The following is an 18,535-nucleotide window of genomic DNA, read 5'->3' as shown; positions in this document are numbered from 1 at the left end:
CTTATACGCCGTCCGATTTACTTTTTCGGCTGTACGCTTTATAATCGATAAATATGAGTACCCATATCAATGCGCCTGAAGGCGCGATCGCGGACTGTGTTTTGCTTCCCGGCGATCCGCTTCGGGCAAAGTATATCGCCGAACATTTTTTGGAAAAACCCGAATGCTATAACGAAGTGCGCAATATGTTCGGCTATACCGGCACGTATAAAGGAAAGCGCGTTTCGGTGCAGGGGACGGGCATGGGACAGCCTTCGCTTTCGATTTACGTGAACGAACTTTTCCAATTTTACGGCGTGCAAAAAGCGATCCGCGTCGGTACCTGCGGCGCGATTCAAGCGTCTTTGAAATTGCGCGATACGATCCTCGTAAACGCCGCTTCGTCCGATTCTTCTCTTATGACGCAGCGTTTCGGCAATCTGCATTTTTCCGCTTCCGCCGATTTTTCGCTTTTGCTGTCGGCTTATGAAAGCTCCAAAAAGCTCGGCATAAAAGTTGCCGTCGGCCCCTGCGCATCGAGCGATCTTTTTTACGATGAAAACGAGAATTGGAAAACGTGGGCGCGCTACGGCGTGCTCGGTATAGAGATGGAAGCGGCGGAACTGTATATGCTTGCGGCGAAGTTCGGGCGGAAAGCGCTCGCGATCCTTACCGTGAGCGATCACATCGTTTCGGGCGGAGAGACGACGGCGGAAGAGAGACAGACGACGTTCGATAATATGATTAGGCTTGCGCTGGAAAGTCTTTTGTAAGCGGCGATTCGGGAGGTAAAGATGAAACCGACATTATTGGTTCTTGCGGCGGGAATGGGAAGCAGATACGGCGGGGTTAAACAGATCGACGCGGTAGGGCTGCACAACGAATGCCTGCTCGACTATGCGACGTACGATGCAAGGGAAGCGGGCTTCGGTAAAGTCGTTTACATTATCAGAAAAGATATCGAACACGATTTCCGCGAACGGCTGTTCGACCGCGTTGCGCGCAATTTCGATGCAACATACGTTTTTCAAACTCACGACAGTCTGCTTACCGAAGAAGAAAAGCGATTGTCTGTAAACCGTAAAAAACCGTGGGGTACGGTGCACGCCGTACTCTGCGCAGAAGATGCGATCGCCTCTCCCTTTGCCGTCGTCAACGCCGACGACTATTACGGGAGGTCTGCTTTTAAAACGATCGGCACCTATCTTTCGGGGATCGCAAACGACAGCACCGCCCACGCGATGGTCGGCTACGTGCTCGGCAATACGATGAGTAAAAGCGGTTCCGTTTCCCGCGGCGTCTGCACGGTAAAAGACGGCTGCCTCGATTCCATCGTCGAAAATCTGAAAATCTATTATGAAGGAGAGGGCATCGTAAGCGAAATCGACGGCGAAAAAAAATCGATGACGGGAAAAGAATGGGTAAGTATGAACCTCTTCGGCTTTTCTCCCGCGGCATTCGATTCGTTTAATAAATTCTGGAAAGATTTTATTGCGCACAACGCCGAAAGCGAAAAAGCCGAAGCGCTTCTCCCCGTCGCCGCAGGCGAAATCGTCAAAAGCCGCAAAGGAAGCATCCGATTTTTTACGTCGGACGAAAATTGGTTCGGCATGACCTACCCCGAAGACAAAGCGATCGTCAAAGCGGAAATCGCGAAAAAGATCGAAGCAGGCTACTATCCCGATAAACTGTGGGATAAATAAAAACGCGCCTCTAAAGATTCGATTGAATTTTTAGAGGCTCTCTAAAAAATATTCATTCCTCTATTTATACCCGCATAAAAATCTGCCGATACTGTAATGATGAAAACCGTCGTTATTTTAAATGCCGCATTCGGCGCTCGGTATATGTTCGAAAAAGTTTTCGGCGGACGTTCCGCATACGATAGGGCGCTTTCGTGGGCGGCTTCCGTTTCGGGAGGTACCCCCGTCATCGTCCTTGCCGCATCCGATAATGCCGAAAGGTGTAAAAGCGAAGCCGCATCCTCTTCCGTGCCCGTTTCCGTAAAAGAAAAGAAAGTGTGGACGACGGCCGATGTACTCGACGAAATCGCAAGTTTTAGTGAAAAAGCGGAAACTGTGCTCTACGCCGCCGCCGACTGTCCCTTTTTCGACAAAGCGCTCAGCGATGAAATCCTTCGCGTGCATAAAATCTATGCCGCAGAATATACTTTTGTCGACGGCTATCCCTACGGCTTTTCACCCGAAGCGATCGATACGGGGGCGGCGGCCATCATTGCTTCTCTTGCGCGGCAAAAAAATCTCGGAGATGAAGTCATCACACGAGATGCCGTCATGAAGATTTTAAAAACCGATATCAATTCGTTTGAAATCGAAACCGTACTCGCGCCGAAGGACTGGCGCCTCTACCGCCTTTCGTTCGAATGTTCGACGAAGGCGGGCTATATCGCCTCTCGTGCGCTCTACGATGCGTGCGGAGAGGGAAAAGACGCGGCAAGTCTTTCTGAAAAAGCGGTGACCCTCGTGTCGGTTTTGAAAACCGTACCCGCCTTTTACAACGTGCAGATTTCAGGCAGGGAAGAGGGTGAATGCATTTATTCGCCGTACAGGGAAGCATATAAAAAAACGTACGGGGAAAAAAATCCGCGCGATATGACGCTCGCCGAATTCCGGCCGCTCGTGTCGCAAATGGCATCCCTTTCGGAAAGCGCCGTCGTCTCGCTTTCGGCGTGGGGTGAGCCGCTTTTGCATCCCGATTTTACGGATTTTGTTAAAGAAGCCGCTTCTTACGACGGGCTTTCGCTCCTTGTCGAAACGAACGGTCTGCACGTAACCGAAGAACTGTGCGAAAAAGTCAAAGAGGCTTCAGGCGGGAAAATCATTTGGATCGTACTGCTCGACGCGGTAAGCGAAGCGACGTACAAAAAGATGCGAGGTTCGGAAGGCTCGCTTTCAAAAGCTCATAAAGCCGTCGCTCTTTTGCAGCGCGCGTTTCCCGATACGACCTATCCTCAGTTTGTTCGGACGAACGACAACGAAGCGGAACTCGAAGCCTTTTACCGCTTTTGGAAAGACGATAAAAACGGCGGCAAAGTGATAATCCAAAAATACGATTGGTTTTCAGGTCTCCTTCCCGAGTGTAAACCCGCAGATCTTTCGCCCCTCGAACGGAATCCGTGCTGGCATTTGCGGCGCGACATGACGATCCTCTCCGACGGCAGTGTGCCGCCGTGCCGCGAATACGTTTTTAACAATATTATAGGCAATGCGTTTACGGAAAGCCTTGCATCGATTTGGGAGCGCATGACCTCTTACGCCGAAAAAGATATGAAGTGCGAATACGGGGAAGTATGCGGGAAATGCGATGAATACTATACCTTTAATTTTTAACGAACGGCAGATCAACCGCACCGTTATCGGCGGGAGAGCGCCGTCGGAAAAAAAGATGGACGTTTCCGCCGTCCTCCTCAATTCGAACGCGAGCCGCTTTCACGCGCAGACGCTTGAAACGCTTTCGAAATGCGGCTTCGCTTCCGTCGTTTCGATCGAACCGAATTCGGGCAGCTGCAATATCGAAGAGCTTTCGAGACGCATCCCGTCCGTGCAGTTCGTAGTTCCCCTCGAAGCGGTGACGGACGGAGATATGATCAATATCGGCATCGGCGAAGCTCCTTCTTCTTACGTGCTCGTGCTGCGCGATTCGCTTTACATCCCTCAGGGGATTTTGCAGCCGCACCTCGCGGAAAATCTCATAAAAACCGGAACATACTGCATCACGCCGCGCCTCTTGGATGCGGAAAAAAAAGCGCTTCCGGTGAGCTTTACGCCCGAAGCATCTCGCGGGAAGTTTTTCGTTTCTCAATCCGCAGTCGTCAAAGACGGTATGCATACATTGTATCCTTTCGATTATATCGGTCTGTATAATAAACCGAAATTCATCCGACTCGGAGGTTTCGACTATACGATTACGTCTCCGTATTATCAAAATCTCGATTTGGCGCTGCGTTCGTGGCTGTGGGGAGAAGAGACTTGTCTTTCGACATCGATGCTTTTTTCTTACAATGAGCGCGTTCCGATCGAAGACACGACGGCGGACTTAACTTATCTGCAGTTTTATCTCAAAAATTTGGCGCCGCGTTTTAAATCCGATTCGGGAGGATCTGTCGCACCTCTTTCGTTTTTTAATTTTCTTGCACATTCGTCGTGCGGCTTTTTCGAAGCGAAGCGGCGGTTTTCCGATGCGAAAAAATGGGTGCATACGAACCGTGCGCGATTCCACACGGACGCGAAGCATTTGATAGAAGCATGGAGAGAATGATGACGGCGGTAATCGTTCAGTGCAGAATGTCTTCGACACGCTTTCCCGGCAAAGCGCTCAAAGATTTGGGCGGTCGCCCGGTGCTCGCGTGGACGCTTTCCGCGATGAAAAAAGTAAAAGCCGACGCGTATTACGTTGCGACGGATGAAGCATCCTTTCCCGAACTCGAGCCGGTCGCGCGCTCGTGCGGCTGGGATATTTTTTCAGGACCGCTCGACGATGTTTTAAAGCGTTTTTGCCTATTGATCGAAAAGATCGATGCGGACGTCGTCGTGCGCGCGACCGCCGACAATCCCTTTTTATTTTACGAAGCGGCGGAGTCTCTCCTCGACGAATATATGCGCCGCATTGCACTTTCTCCGTGCGATTATATGACGTGGACGGGGCTGCCGCACGGTTCGGGCGTCGAAGTGTTCAGCGGCAAATCGCTCGTCGCGGCCGAAAAATCGACAAGCCTGCCTTACGACCGCGAACACGTGGCTCCTTCTCTCTACAATCACCGAAACCGCTTTTCGGCTGTGATGCAAAAAGCGCCTGCTCGTTTTTATTATCCCGACTGCCGCACGACGATCGACACGCCATCCGATTACCGAAGAGCGCTTTCGGCCGTTCGCTTTCTTTCCAAGGGAAAAGCGAAAGATGAGCCCTATACGACGGAGCAGATTTTATCGGCCTTTTCCGAACCGAGCGTTACGCATCCCGTGCTCTTTGTGCCGTCGGTAAAAGAAGGGGGCGGGACGGGACATCTGAGGAGGAGCCTTGACGCCGCGATCGAGTCGGGCGCCCTCGTCTATATTCCGAAAGATGCGTCGCTTCGTGAATGCGGCGAACTTACGGAGCAGGCGAAAGGACGGGGGCTTTCGGATTGGCAGATCGTCACGGAATATCCGCTCCCCGGGGAATATTCGCTCATCGTTTCGGATTTTTTTTCGCTCGATAAACATACGGCATCTTCCCTGTGTGCCGCAGCCCCCCTTGCTGCGATCGACGAGGGCTCGGACAATACGTGCTTTTGCGATTACCTCATCGATATCATCCCGTCGAATCTTTCGCGAAAATCGAATATAAGCGAAAGCGCATTTATGACGATGCCCTCCCGTACGCGGAGCGGGGAACGTTGCAAAACGCGCTCCGATATAAAAACCGCTCTCGTGTGTTTCGGAGGCGAAGATCCCGCTTCCCTCACCGTTCCCGTATCGATATCGCTTCGGCGCGAAGGTCTCTCTGTGAGCGCAGTCGTCCCCGAAGGCATCGGCTCGTCGGAAGCGGAAGCGGCCGGTGTAACGTGTATGCGCCCCGTTCCCGTTTTGCGCGAAATACTTTCATCCTACGATCTCGTCGTAACGCATTACGGGCTTACCGCATACGAAGCCGCCTATGCAGGTTGCGCCGTGCTTTTGTTTTCGCCGACAAAGCTGCACGCATCCCTTGCAAAAAAATACGGATTCGTCTGTCTCGAAAAAAAAGATGCTGCGGGAAAAAAACTGCATGCGGTTTTAAGCGAAAGCGAAAAACTCTATCCGCATATCGAGCCCGTAAATCGGCACGCGTCGCTCGGCGCTTTTATCGCATCCCTTGCAAAGGGCAAGCGTTTCTCTTGTCCCGTCTGCGGACAAAGCGATCCCGAAAAAAACGCCGTCGTTTCGCGTACGCTGCACCGGACGTTCAGACGCTGCGCTTCGTGCGCCATGATCTATATGTCGTGGACGGATTCAAACGCCGCACCCGATTACGGCAAAACCTATTTTGCCGAAGAGTATAAAGCGCAGTACGGCAAAACCTATCTCGAAGACTTCGATGCGATAAAGGCGCAAGGAGTCCGCCGTATCCGCGAAATCGATTCGCTCGTCAAAAATAAAAAACGCTTTGCATCGAAACTTTCCGTGCTCGACGTCGGCTGCGCCTACGGACCCTTCCTTGCGGCCGCTGCGGAAGACGGATGGCAGGTCTTCGGCGCCGACGTTTCGAAAGACGCAGTATCCTATGTGCAGTCTTCGCTTCTCTTTCCCGCATCCTGTACTTCTTTTCCCGACTTCGATCCTGCGTCGGAATTCGGCGTGCGGCAATTCGATGCGCTTACGATGTGGTACGTCATAGAACACTTTCAAAATCTTTATCGCGTTCTCGAAAGCGCTCGCGCTTTGGTAAAAGACGGCGGCATCTTTGCATTTTCGACGCCGTCAGCAGAAGGCGTTTCCGCTCTTATGAATACGGACGATTTTTATGCGCAGAGCCCCGCCGATCACTATACTTTGTGGGAACCGTCCAAAGCGAAACACATACTCAAGCGATTCGGCTTTACGGTTGAAAAGATAATTTCGACGGGACATCATCCCGAGCGTTTTCCGCAAGTGAAAAAACACGGCTGGCAAAAAGATTCGCTTATGTATTCGCTCTACGCTTTCCGAAGCCGCATCTCACGTCTCGGCGATACTTTCGAAGTGTACTGCAGAAAAACGGGCGGTGCGGGAGAGGGAGAAAAATCGCATGGATAAAAACATACTCATACTCGGCGCGGGCTTTTTGCAAAAACCCGCGATCGAAGCGGCGAAAAACATCGGCTGCCGCGCGGTCGTCGTCGACGGTAACGAAGGCGCCGTCTGCGTCGGACTTAGCGACCGATTCGAACGCATCGATTTAAAAGATAAAGAAGGGATTTACGAATTCGCAAAAAAATTACAAAAGGAAGGAGGGCTTGCGGCGATCTTTACGGCGGGAACCGATTTTTCGGCTTCGGTTTCATACGCGGGTGAAAAGCTCGGACTTGCCTGCCACTCCTATGAAGCTGCCTGCAACGCGAGCGGCAAAGTGCGGATGCGGCAAAAGTTTTCGGAAGCGGGCGTACCCTCTCCGAAATTTTTCGGCATAACGAAAAAAGAGAGCGATCTCGATTTTGTTAAAAAATGTGTGCGGGAACTCGGCTTTCCCTGCGTCGTAAAACCCGTAGACAATATGGGCGGCCGCGGCTGCCGCATGATAAGGAGTGAAGACGAAGCGGAAGATGCTTTGCAGACGGCCCTTGCGTCTTCGCGGACTGAAAACGCCATCCTCGAAGAATACATGAGCGGTGATGAATATTCGATCGACGCGCTCATCTGTGACGGGGCGATGACGATTACGGGCTTTGCCGATCGGCACATATTTTTTCCGCCGTACTTTATCGAAACGGGGCACACGATGCCGACTGCGATATCCGATGCGAAAAAAAACGAACTCATTGCAGTCTTTGCGCTTGCGGCAAAAGCGCTCGGCCTTAGCTGCGGGGCGGCAAAGGCCGACATCAAATATACGGAAAAAGGGCCGATGATAGGCGAAGTGGCCGCTCGTCTTTCGGGCGGCTTTATGTCGGGCTGGACATACCCTTACGCGTCGCACTGCAATCTCACCGAACAAGCGCTCCTCATAGCGTGCGGAAAAACGCCTTCGTTTCTCGAAGCGCATCGGAAACGCATTCCGTTTACGCCGCCCTCATTGTGCGGAAACTGTCGCGCGCCCTACGAACTGTACGAACTTCCGTGTGTTGATGCGAGCGCGGAGCGCGCGTGGATTTCAATTCCGGGAATCGTTAAAGAAGTATCGGGCTTGGAAAGGGCGCGTTCCGTTCCCTTCGTCAAAGACGTATTTCCGCGAAGCGGTGCGGGGGATGCAGTCGTCTTTCCGCACAACAACGTACAAAAATGCGGCAATGTGATTTCATCGTCTCCGTCGCGTAAAGATTCAATCGCCGCCGCGGAAAAAGCGGTTTCTAAAATCGTGCTGCGCTTGGAACCCTGCGTCCCCGAAACGGATGCGTTTTTTACCGATGCGGAAGCCGCCGCGTCAAAATCATGCACAGCGGAAAATCGTACGGCGGATAAAACAGCGAAAGCACAGTCGCTCGTACAAAAAGCGGACGCAGGCGGCGAGCGTTTTCCGCCCGACGCTTACGGGGCGGCCTCTGCCGCTGTTGAAAGCGAAGATGCGTACGGATCGGCTTTCGCTGCTACGTCGCGGCAAGATGCATCTGTCTGTTCTGCGATCGATTGGAGGTCGGTGACGGGCGTCATACCGAAAGGCGCTCGCGTCTCCGATTGCGTGCCGCGATTTTTGCGCAGACTTTACGAATCGGATGAGCGCGATTGGAATCACCGAAGTTTTGCCGAAAGCTGCGCACTTTTCGACGAAGTTTGTCCCGATCATCCCGAGCTCGACGCGAAAAAATTTTGGCGCGCGGGACTGCGTGGGGGGGTGCAGGGAATGCTGTATTTTGCCGATACTATAGATAGGGCAAATCCCGGCTTTTGAAGATTATCGGAGAATGAAAAAGGCTATGAACATGCCGAAACGACATAGGATTATATTCGCTTTTCTTGTTTTGCTTTTTACAGCGGCGGCGCAAAGCTATGCGGCGGAAAGGATCGAATTGCTGAAAAAAGCCGAAGCGTCGGGCATTCTCCTGTATTGGGACAGCCTATCCGAAACAGGCCTCATGGAAAAAAACGGTCACCAAATCAGTTTCCGTGCGGGCGACAGCGTCGTCCTGCTCGATAACCGAAAGCTTTCGGTAACCGATGCCCCCGTCGCGAAGTCGGGCGCCCTTTTCGTGTCGCAGGCTTTTATCGATACGGCGGAATCGTTTTTTAAAACGGAAAGCGAAGAAGCGCACTACCGCGTCGGCGCGATTTTAATCGATCCGGGACACGGCGGAAAAGATCCGGGGGCGAGCCAAGTGTTCCGGCAAAACGGCAATACGCTCGTTATTCGGGAAAAAGACGTAACGCTTGCCGTCGGAAAAATGCTGTACGCAAAACTTAAAACGGCGTTTCCCGACAAAAAGATCATATTGACGAGGAACAGCGATACTTTTTTGTCGCTCGGCCAGCGGACCGATATCGCCAATTCCGTACGGCTGAAAAAAAACGAAGCGGTGCTGTATGTTTCCGTTCACGTAAACGCTTCCTTGGATAAAAAAGCGAGCGGCTACGAAGTGTGGTATCTGTCGCCGGGATATCGCCGCACCGTTATCGACAAGGCTGCTGCGGGAGAAGATAAAACGCTCTTTCCGATTTTAAACGCGATGACGGAGGAAGAGTATACGACCGAAAGCGTCCTCATCGCGAAATTTATCATGGACGGTTTGCAGGCACAGATAGGCGACAAGTCGAAAGCGCGCGGCATAAAAGCGGAAGAGTGGTTCGTCGTACGCAATGCGAATATGCCGAGCGTGCTCGTCGAATTGGGTTTTTTAACGAATTATACCGAAGCGCGGAATTTAAGCGATACGCAGTATCTGCAAAAAGCCGCGTTCGGCATATATAACGGCATAAGCGATTTTATCACGCACTTTGAGCGATCGAGAGGCTTTACATCATCAAAATGATTTTGTACGATGGCGCTATGAAAAGAAAAACAACGGCGTTTATCGTGATCGTGTCGGCTTCTTTCGTTCTGTCTCTTGTGCTGTGGATGATGAGCTATCCGGGCATACGCTACGTGTTTATGTTTCAGTCGGCTGCAACCGGCAAAATCTGCATGGAGTCGAGGTATTTACCGAAAGATCCCGTGCAGGGGGATGTAAACTGCTACGTAGACGAACTTTTGCTCGGGCCTTTGACTGCGGAATACCGCCCGCTTTTTACGCGGGGTACCCGTGCGCAATCGTGTTTTGAGCGCGGCGGCGTTCTGTATGTCGATCTTTCGGACGCGCTCATTTCCGAATCGGACGGCGCATCCGAAATACGACAAGGGATGGAATTATTCAGGAAAAATATCCTGTATAATTTTAAAAATATTCATACTATCGAAGTGTTTGTCGCCGGCAATCATGCGTATGAAAAAAGCGCCGTCGGGGATTTGCGAAAAGAAAATCCTTGACAAATGGAGTTTTTTGTAATATCGTGATAGACGGTACAAGGCTACATCGAATAGTATAAGGAGCTTCCAAAATGAAGAAGACTTTTTTAGTGATTGCGGCGGGGATGCTGCTTACCGGAGGCGCGGGGCTTTTTGCTGCTGAATCGATGCTTATCGATTTTACGCAGCTCGATGCGGACGTCGTCGCCGATGCAAACGGCAATCCGACGCAAAACGGCCGTACTGTGATGAATTACGCTGCAGCTGCGGGCGCTACATTCACGGCGGAGCAGCGGGATCTCATGAAAACCTCGCTCGCTCTCCCCGAATGGGAAGTCGTGCTGAATTCATCGGCGCAAAACGTGCAGTCGATGGGGGTTTCGACGGTCGTCGCCGCCCCTGTGCGCAGCGAAGCCGATGTTCCGTTTGCGGGTTCGAACGTCATGGGCGTTCGTATTCTTTTCCCCGAATGGAATGCAAATGCAAACGCGCGTATCGAACCGCCGTTCGACATTCCGGCATTTGAGCCTCTTGCCGGTGCCGATGCCGACGGCAACCGTCAGGCACAGACCGACGAAGAAAAAGCGAGCGGCAAAATTCTCTTTGAAGACGGTTACGGCGTTGTCAGAAACGTCGGTGCAATCAAATCGATCGCCGTCACAACGATGGGCATGAACTACCCCGAAGGCTTGTACGTTTTGCTCAAAGACAACGACGGAATCGAACGCCGCTATTTTATGGGCTATCTCGGATTCGACGGCTGGAAAGAGCTCGTATGGAATAACCCGCAGTACATCGCCGATATCCGCAACCGCGAAATTCGCGTATATCCGATCTATCCGCGCGGTATTCCGTACATAAAATTCGCAGGCTTCCAGATTACGCGCGACGCTGCTCACATCGGCGGTGACTATATCGGCTACTTCAAAGACGTCAAAATGATCTACGACAAAGCCGTGCTGACTTCCGAGCGCGATATCGCGGACGAAGATGTGTGGGGCATTGTCGGCGCGCGTGAAAAGAAACGCCAAGCGATCGAAATGGAGCGCTTCGGCAACAAGCAGGTGAACCGTTATCTCGAACGCGTTAAGCAGACTACGGAAGAGAGCTTTACGTCGAGCCTCAACGAAAATTCCACGTCGAACGCTGCACGTTCGTCGGGTAATTCCGCCAATGCACGATAAGCTGCCGTAAGTTTCCTTTAATAAACGTCCTTTATACCTGCCTTGTTCGGCGGGGTTAAGGGACGTTTTTTTTATAATTTGATTTCGAATCTATGGAACACAAGTCTTACGATAATCTGCCGGCAAAAATCCATATTCAAAAAAACTATGAAGCGTATGCGCCGTATTTTTATGCCGTTATGGAAAACATTCAAAAGCGGCTCGAACGTGCCGTGACGCTCGCTTCTCCTCCGACGTATAAAGCGCGCATCAAATCTTTCGACAGCTACTATAAAAAAATTTTGCGCTTAAAAGTTCCCTCTCCCGACGACGACTCTCTCATCTGCCTTACCGATATGATCGGCATACGGATTATCTGCGCGTTTCTCGAAGACATCGCCGTCGTTTTAAAACAAGTGCAAGGGCTCTTCGATGTACGGGAAATCGAGCAAAAGGGGCCTGCGCAAAATTTCAAAGCCTTCGAATACGAGTCGATTCATATCCTCGTAAAAATTCCCGATTCGTGTTTTCCGCCGCCGTCCGATTTTCCGTCGCTTCCGCGCTTAAACGATATCGTATGCGAAATTCAAATCCGCACGATTTTACAGGACGCATGGGCGGAAGTCGAACACGAGCTTATCTATAAAAGCGAATTTTCTCCGTTCGATTTACCGCTTCGCAGAAAGCTTGCATCGATCAATGCGTCGCTGACGCTTGCCGATACGATTTTTCAAGAAATCCGCGATTATCAAAAAAAACTGCAGGGCGAAGTGAACGAGCGGCGAAAATTGTTTTATGAAAAAGTCGATGAACTCGATGCGATTAAACGCGAAATTAAAAAAACTCCCGAACCGGAAGGAAGCCCGTCTCCTTTTGCAAAAGGGACGATCGACGATTTGCTCCTCGATGCAATTCACGCGCATAATACCGGCGATTTGGCAAAGGCGATCGAAATCTATACGCAGATCATCGAATCTTCTCCGCGGCCTCCGGCCGTCGTGTTGTCCGTCATACATAAGCACCGCGGTATGGCGTATTTTACCGAAAGCGAATATCAAAAAGCTCTCGAAGATTTTCAAGCGAGTTCGACACATAACCCTCAAAACTTCCGCGCCCTGTATTATGAGGGAATCGTCTACGGCATTCTCGGCGACAATACCGCTGCGATCGACCGTTTTTCAAAATCGCTTGCGATCAACGAATACCAGTCTCACGCGTTTTATCATCGGGCGGAAGCGTATTATGAAAGATGCGAATACGAAAGCGCGCTCGGCGATATACGCGCCGCGGAAAAGCTCGGCATAAACGACGATGCATGCAACGCGCTGCTTGCAAAAATTATGGATAAAATTTAAATCTGAGGAGAGCGTTCGACAATGCGCTTTCGACGCTTTCGACGTTCCGTTGCATAATTATTTCCCTGTCGCTATAATACAAAGCATGGAGATTAGCAATTTTAATAAAAAACGCTTTTACGGCGTTTTGGTCCTGTGCTTTTTAGCTACAGCAGCTTTTACGGCGCCGCTGCGAAATTACGTTTGCATCGTGCGCAGCAATTTGCCGGAAAAAACGGTTTCCTTTTTGGAAGAATACCGCGACGAACTTTCAAACCGCGGATATGAGGCATATGCAAAAGATATCGACGTGTATTTAAAGGGGTCATTCGGTTCGGGCTTCGTACTCTACGCATCAAACAACAAACCTTACGTCGTCACGAACCGTCACGTTGTCAAAGAAGCGGAAACGGTCGACGTCGAATTTGAAAACGAAGACGGTTCCAATTCGAGTTACAAAGAGCTCAAAATCATCGCAGCCGATGAAGATATCGATATAGCCCTCGTCGCTCTGCCCGACACGTATGCGCGAAAAGGTTTAACGCTCAGCGGTGCTGCAGTGCACGACGGCGACGAAGTGTGGTCGGCGGGCTTTCCGGGTTTAGGTGCAGATCCGATGTGGCAGCTCGGTAAGGGTACGGTAACGAACGCGCGCGCGAAAATCAAAGAGCTTCTTTCTCCCGATATTTCGACGCTTATCCAGCATTCGGCGCAAGTCGATGCGGGAAACTCCGGCGGGCCGCTTATGACGGCGAATGCAAAAGCAGAAGCGGGATACACCGTCGTCGGAATTAACACGTGGAAAGCGACGTACCGCGAATCGACGAATTTTTCGATCCCCGCGTCGGTCGTCAAATCCTTTGTGGAGCGGAGCATTGCCGGAAGGAAAAAGCAAAACATCGACGACCGCGTAAAACAATTTATTACATCGACGACAGATAAAGACGAAATGTTTTTTTCGCTTGGAAAATACATTTCGAATGAAATGGTTGCAAAAAGCGCCGGCGACGAATTTATGAAAGCGCTCGCTACGGCTCCGTCAAGCGTTCGTTCCGTCATCGCTAAAATATTTTCATACGATCCGATCGAAGGTTTGCGCTATGCGCTCGCATACAAAGTGTGGAATGCATTTCAAGGAGATGACGGCGCGTTGAAAACGGAGGCGGGAGCTGCGGAAGAATCGACGAATGGTATGAAGGTTTCTTTTACACCCGAAGGGAAAGATGCGATTCCGTCGCTGTGGACGGAAGAGCAGGGAAACTGGAGACTCTCGGAATTCGGAGAGGCGAAAAAAACGAAAGCCGCGAAAAAGGTTTCGAAAAAGCGGGCTTCGGTTTCCAGCGTAAACGGTCTTGAAGTTGACGATCCGTATCTTATCAATGTTTCAACCGGTGCGCTTATTCCGTTTGAAACAAAATCCGCCGGTTTCAATCTGTCGGTGCTGTTTATGAGAAAATTCTTCGGCGGCGGGCCCTTTATCCAAACGGAAAAAGTCGACGATGTTGCCATTTTGGATAAGTATAACGAGGAAAAATACCGGGAAGCAAAATCGATGACGACCGCCGGCGGCGCGATCCGTTTTCAAGTGCCGCTTGCGTTTAATAAATTTATTGTCGCGCCGTTTGCGGAAGCTCGGCTCGGACTTGCAAACACGGCAACGATGACAAGCGATAATCGTTCCGACCGTTTTTATTTCGGTATCGGCGGAGGCGCATACGCGGCATATCGCGTAACCGATTGGTTTGCTCCGATGGTCGGAGTACAGTATATGCATTCGAATTATTCCGTATTTTTCAAAGACATTGCGGAACGGTCGAACAGCGTTCTCGTCTTTGCCGGCGTCAAATTGGTGGAACGATAACATTGCATATACAAATCGAAGAAACCGTTCAAAACCGAAGTTTTCGGACGGTTCCATTTTCTTCGGACGCATGTTTTATGTGTTATAGGAGACAAATAACAAGATGAAAAAAATAATAGGAATCGTTGTGCTCGTTACGGTGACGACGATGTTGATGGGATGTTTTTCGATGTCTTTTGCAAAGACACAATCCTCGGAGATGATAGCAGCCAGCGATGGAACAAACGAAGAGGAGATCTACAATTCGGCGTTTGCGGAGATAAAACGCAAGCGGCTTAAAAAATTATGCGAAACGTATACGCCGGAGAATTCCGTGCTGGTATACGGAAGCTGCAATACCTTTAAAAAGGGAATATTAGGAGTAATCCCGCCTGAAATCGCCCGCTACATTCAAATCGATACGACAAAACCCGCACAGCATTTGGAATATATCGGTAAAAATTATTTTTTCTTCAAACCGACCGTTCCGGGCGGGAAATACCGTCTCTATTTTCAACGGATATTTATGAGCAGATATCGGATCGATTACATTATCAACGGCATACAAGGTTTCGGAACGCACCCGTACGATTTTACGACGCCGAAAAAACCGGGCATTTACTATATCGGAGATTTTGAAGATCTGTTTTCCGGTGATGAGCGATATATCTGCCGTACGTATGCGAACGATGAAAAAATAAGAGAAACATACGGCGGCGCATGGAAAATACCGGATCTGCGCGTTTGCGAACAAAAAGCACTTGAACATGCGCTCAAGTATTATAAGGATACGGCATGGGAATCGCTTCTCACTGCGCGCCTTTCGGAGGTACAAAATGCAAAATAAAAAATTATTAACGATTGCCATGTTCGTATGTCTTTGTGCGACCGCATTTGCAGAAGAGCCGGAAGAATTTAAATGGGAAAAAGTCGGCGGATCTAAAGTCGCTTTTATCTGCCGTGTCGTGCTCACCAACAATCTTGACATGGATTTTTATGCCATAGGATTCGATGCAATAGGATATAAAGGGAGCGTTCCCAGTTACGGATACGTGTATTACGAAATTCCCCCTAAAGACGTGCCGATTTTCCCCATGTGCGGAGAGCTCGGTAAGTTTTCCCAAATGATATTCAATGCGAGCGATGTGCGAAAACGATTTTATCTGCAACAATTTATAGTAAGATTATTCGGCAGAGATTATTTATCTATGTTGCAGCTTCCCGTCGGAGTAGATGTTTCATTTCCTTCCGAAGCACGCTATGTGTATCTCGGAACTTTCGTCTACACGCTTGAAGGATATGATTTAATGCCGTCCGCAGTAAAACGGATCGATGAATTCGATGCGGCACAAAAGTTGCTCAAAAAAAAGCTCGGTGCGGACGTGCAGCTTTACCGTGCGGAATTGATCGAACACAAAGAAGAAAAAAAGAAATAAAAGCCGGCTGTCGAAAAAGTAACCGCCTTTTGAGACAGCCCCGTTTTCCTTGTATGCGCTTTTCCGTTTGTACAATCCTCGCTTTTCAGATAAGCTGGACGCATGCTTGTCGATTTTCACACGCATTTGCATGCGTACCGGCGCGGAGATGAGCGCGATGCGGCGCTCGAATGCATTCGAGAAAACGCAATCCTCACGGTCGCATCCTCCGTCGATACGGCAACGTGGAATGAAACGCTTTCGGAAGCTCGCTCCTTCGCTTTGCACGGGGAAAATTTAATAATTCCTACCTTCGGTATCCATCCCTCGTATTGCGCGGGTTTGCCGGAAAGCGAGGGCGAGCTTGCCGCACTGCTTGAATCGTATCTCGGTGCATCGCCTATCATCGGAGAAATCGGGCTCGATTTTTATTGGGAAAAAAAGGCGCCGCACAAAACGCAGGAGCGCGTGTTCCGTTGTATGCTCGACCATTGTGAACGCACGGGAAAATATTGCGTCGTGCATACGAAGGGCGCCGAATCGCGCATCGCAGACATTCTTGCGGACTTCCCGCACGCAAAGCCCGTCATCCACTGGTACGACGGGCCGGACTCGCCGTACGATGTTTTTTTATCGCGCGGGTATATGCAGACCTTCGGCTGCGAAGTGCGCTATTCCGATCATATCAAAGCGCTGCTCGCTCGGACGCCTCTTGAGTTTTTGCTTTCCGAAACGGATAATCCGACGGGAGAAGTGTGGCTCGGAGGCGAGGATTCGTCGCCGCTTTTGATAAAGCGCGTCGTACAGGATATCGCGGACGTAAAGCGCATCGGATACGCGGAGGCGGAATCGATTTTGCAAAAGAACGCCGAGAGAATTTTCGAAACGTCGAATATCGGACGATATATCGGCTAGCATTATTTACGGGTATCGATTATACTGTGCGGGTTAATTTGAAGAGGAATTGTTATATGGTGCTGTATAAAGAATTTGTTGAAAACGACAGGGACTATCTGTCCTATGAAGATTTGAAAAAGAATTTTAAAATTAAAATTCCCGATAATTTTAATTTTGCATACGATGTCGTAGACCGCTATGCGGCGGATGATCCGGAAAAGCGGGCGCTTGTGTGGTGCGACGATTGCGACGAAGAGCATATATTTACGTTTGCCGATATTTCGGAGATGTCGAAACGTACTGCCAATTTTCTCACGGCGTACGGTATCGGAAAGGGGGATTCGGTCATGCTCATTTTGCGCCGCCGGTACGAGTTTTGGTGGTTTATCATCGCGCTGCACCGGATCGGCGCGATCGGCATCCCGGCGACGGATCAGCTGCTCGAAAAAGATATCGAATACCGCAATAAAGCCGCCGAAGTGAAGATGATCATTTCATTCGATGAACCGAAAGTACAGGAAGAGATCGAAAAATCGATCGCCGCATCTCCTTCCGTAAAGACGCTCGTGACGGTCGGAAAGGAGCGCGGCGTATGGGTAAACTTTCACAAAGAGATCGAAAAATACGATGCGCATTTTGATCGGCCGACGGGCGACAAAGCGACGTGCAACGAAGATATCATGCTGCTGTATTTTACGTCGGGTACGTCCGGCTATCCGAAGATGGTGCAGCACAATTTCGTATATCCCCTCGGCCATATCGTGACGGCAAAATATTGGCAAAATGTCGTGGACAACGGTTTGCATTTGACGATAGCCGAAACGGGCTGGGCAAAAGCGGTGTGGGGAAAACTCTACGGTCAGTGGCTTGCAGGCTCGGCGGTCTTTTCGTACGATATGACGAGCTTTAAACCGGACAGGATGCTGCAAAAGATTTCACACTATAAAGTGACGACCTTTTGTGCGCCGCCGACCGTGTACCGCTATCTTATCCGGCAGGATTTGAAAAAATACGATCTGTCGAATCTGCGCTATTGCGTGACGGCGGGTGAAGCGCTCAACGCGGAAGTGTACAATAAATTCTACGAGCAGACGGGCATTAAAATGTTCGAAGCGTACGGGCAGACGGAAGCGACCGTCATCATCGGCAATTTTCCCGGTATGGAGCCGAAACCCGGTTCTATGGGAAAGCCTGCACCGGGCTACGATGTCGATATCATCGCGCCGAACGGTACGAAGTGCGAAGCGGGAGAAGCGGGAGAAATCGTCATTCACGTCGACAAAGAGCGTCCCTTCGGTTTGTTTTCCGGCTATTACCGCGATTTTTCTCTGACGGCGGCGGCGTTCGACAGCGGACTCTATCATACCGGCGATACCGCCTATTACGACAGTGACGGCTATCTGTGGTTTATCGGACGCAACGACGATATTATTAAAAGTTCGGGCTACCGCATCAGTCCGTTCGAAGTCGAAAGCGTGCTGATGAAGCACCCGTCCGTGCTCGAATGCGCGGTGACGGGTGTCGAAGACAAGCGGCGGGGACAGATCGTCAAAGCGACGATCGTGCTCAACGTCGGTTTTGAGCCGTGCAAAGCGCTTGAACTTGAACTGCAGGATTATGTAAAGCATCAGACGGCGAGCTACAAACACCCGCGCATCATCGAATTCGTTAAAGACTTGCCGAAGACGATCAGCGGTAAAATCCGCCGCGTCGAAATCCGCGAAAAGGACAAAGATTCGGTGATGAAAAAGAAAGGCAGGATCTGAAACCGTTTCGGCGGGCTGCTATAACCGTTCG

At 50.5% G+C, this 18,535-nt stretch carries 15 protein-coding genes; all 15 read left to right on the top strand.

The genetic code is table 11. The annotated features are described in order from the left end of the window. Positions 1-53 precede the first annotated feature (53 nt). The 15 genes from deoD (at position 54) to IZU26_RS01925 (ending at position 18,504) form a co-directional block, all read left to right on the top strand. Complete coding sequence (gene deoD / locus IZU26_RS01995) at positions 54-752, top strand: purine-nucleoside phosphorylase (protein WP_433276365.1); 699 nt, start codon at positions 54-56, stop codon at positions 750-752. Positions 753-773: 21 nt separating this feature from the next. After that, the gene (locus IZU26_RS01990) at positions 774-1,682 is read left to right on the top strand and encodes a nucleotidyltransferase family protein (protein WP_433276363.1); all 909 of its coding nucleotides are present in this window, start codon (positions 774-776) and stop codon (positions 1,680-1,682) included. A 99-nt stretch (positions 1,683-1,781) separates the two neighbouring features. Continuing rightward, positions 1,782-3,329: a spiro-SPASM protein gene (locus IZU26_RS01985; RefSeq protein ID WP_433276361.1), complete on the top strand. Its 1,548-nt coding sequence runs from the start codon at positions 1,782-1,784 to the stop codon at positions 3,327-3,329. After that, positions 3,304-4,257 (top strand): hypothetical protein, encoded by a 954-nt coding sequence (locus IZU26_RS01980; RefSeq protein ID WP_433276359.1) that lies wholly within the window; start codon positions 3,304-3,306, stop codon positions 4,255-4,257. The genes IZU26_RS01985 and IZU26_RS01980 overlap by 26 nt, the downstream gene beginning before the upstream one ends. After that, positions 4,188-6,752, top strand: a complete 2,565-nt coding sequence (locus IZU26_RS01975; RefSeq protein ID WP_433276357.1) for a cytidylyltransferase domain-containing protein — start codon at positions 4,188-4,190, stop codon at positions 6,750-6,752. Before IZU26_RS01980 ends, IZU26_RS01975 begins: the two co-directional genes overlap by 70 nt. Further along, entirely contained in the window at positions 6,745-8,541 is a 1,797-nt protein-coding gene (locus tag IZU26_RS01970; protein ID WP_433276355.1) for an ATP-grasp domain-containing protein, read from the top strand. Before IZU26_RS01975 ends, IZU26_RS01970 begins: the two co-directional genes overlap by 8 nt. 13 nt (positions 8,542-8,554) lie before the next feature. After that, a complete protein-coding gene (locus tag IZU26_RS01965; RefSeq protein WP_433276354.1) occupies positions 8,555-9,616 on the top strand; it encodes an N-acetylmuramoyl-L-alanine amidase in 1,062 nt (353 codons plus the stop codon). Between the two features lie 17 nt (positions 9,617-9,633). Then, on the top strand, positions 9,634-10,110 hold the full coding sequence (locus IZU26_RS01960; protein ID WP_433276352.1) for a GerMN domain-containing protein: 477 nt from the start codon (positions 9,634-9,636) through the stop codon (positions 10,108-10,110). A gap of 71 nt (positions 10,111-10,181) precedes the next feature. Continuing rightward, the gene (locus tag IZU26_RS01955; protein ID WP_433276350.1) at positions 10,182-11,273 is read left to right on the top strand and encodes a flagellar filament outer layer protein FlaA; all 1,092 of its coding nucleotides are present in this window, start codon (positions 10,182-10,184) and stop codon (positions 11,271-11,273) included. 92 nt (positions 11,274-11,365) lie between these two features. Further along, positions 11,366-12,607, top strand: a complete 1,242-nt coding sequence (locus tag IZU26_RS01950) for a (p)ppGpp synthetase (RefSeq protein WP_433276348.1) — start codon at positions 11,366-11,368, stop codon at positions 12,605-12,607. Positions 12,608-12,692: 85 nt separating this feature from the next. Continuing rightward, positions 12,693-14,447 (top strand): S1 family peptidase, encoded by a 1,755-nt coding sequence (locus IZU26_RS01945; protein WP_433276346.1) that lies wholly within the window; start codon positions 12,693-12,695, stop codon positions 14,445-14,447. A 103-nt stretch (positions 14,448-14,550) separates the two neighbouring features. Then, the gene (locus IZU26_RS01940; protein WP_433276344.1) at positions 14,551-15,273 is read left to right on the top strand and encodes a hypothetical protein; all 723 of its coding nucleotides are present in this window, start codon (positions 14,551-14,553) and stop codon (positions 15,271-15,273) included. After that, a complete protein-coding gene (locus tag IZU26_RS01935; RefSeq protein ID WP_310822623.1) occupies positions 15,263-15,862 on the top strand; it encodes a hypothetical protein in 600 nt (199 codons plus the stop codon). The genes IZU26_RS01940 and IZU26_RS01935 overlap by 11 nt, the downstream gene beginning before the upstream one ends. A 102-nt stretch (positions 15,863-15,964) precedes the next feature. Further along, positions 15,965-16,756, top strand: a complete 792-nt coding sequence (locus IZU26_RS01930; RefSeq protein ID WP_433276342.1) for a TatD family hydrolase — start codon at positions 15,965-15,967, stop codon at positions 16,754-16,756. Positions 16,757-16,812: 56 nt separating this feature from the next. Then, positions 16,813-18,504, top strand: coding sequence for an AMP-binding protein (locus IZU26_RS01925; RefSeq protein ID WP_433276340.1), 1,692 nt, complete (start codon positions 16,813-16,815; stop codon positions 18,502-18,504). Positions 18,505-18,535: the final 31 nt, after the last annotated feature.

The sequence above is a fragment of the Treponema sp. SP13 genome (genome assembly GCF_050938355.1).
Lineage (GTDB): Bacteria > Spirochaetota > Spirochaetia > Treponematales > Treponemataceae > Treponema_D > Treponema_D socranskii.
This window is presented reverse-complemented; position numbering and strand designations above follow the sequence as displayed.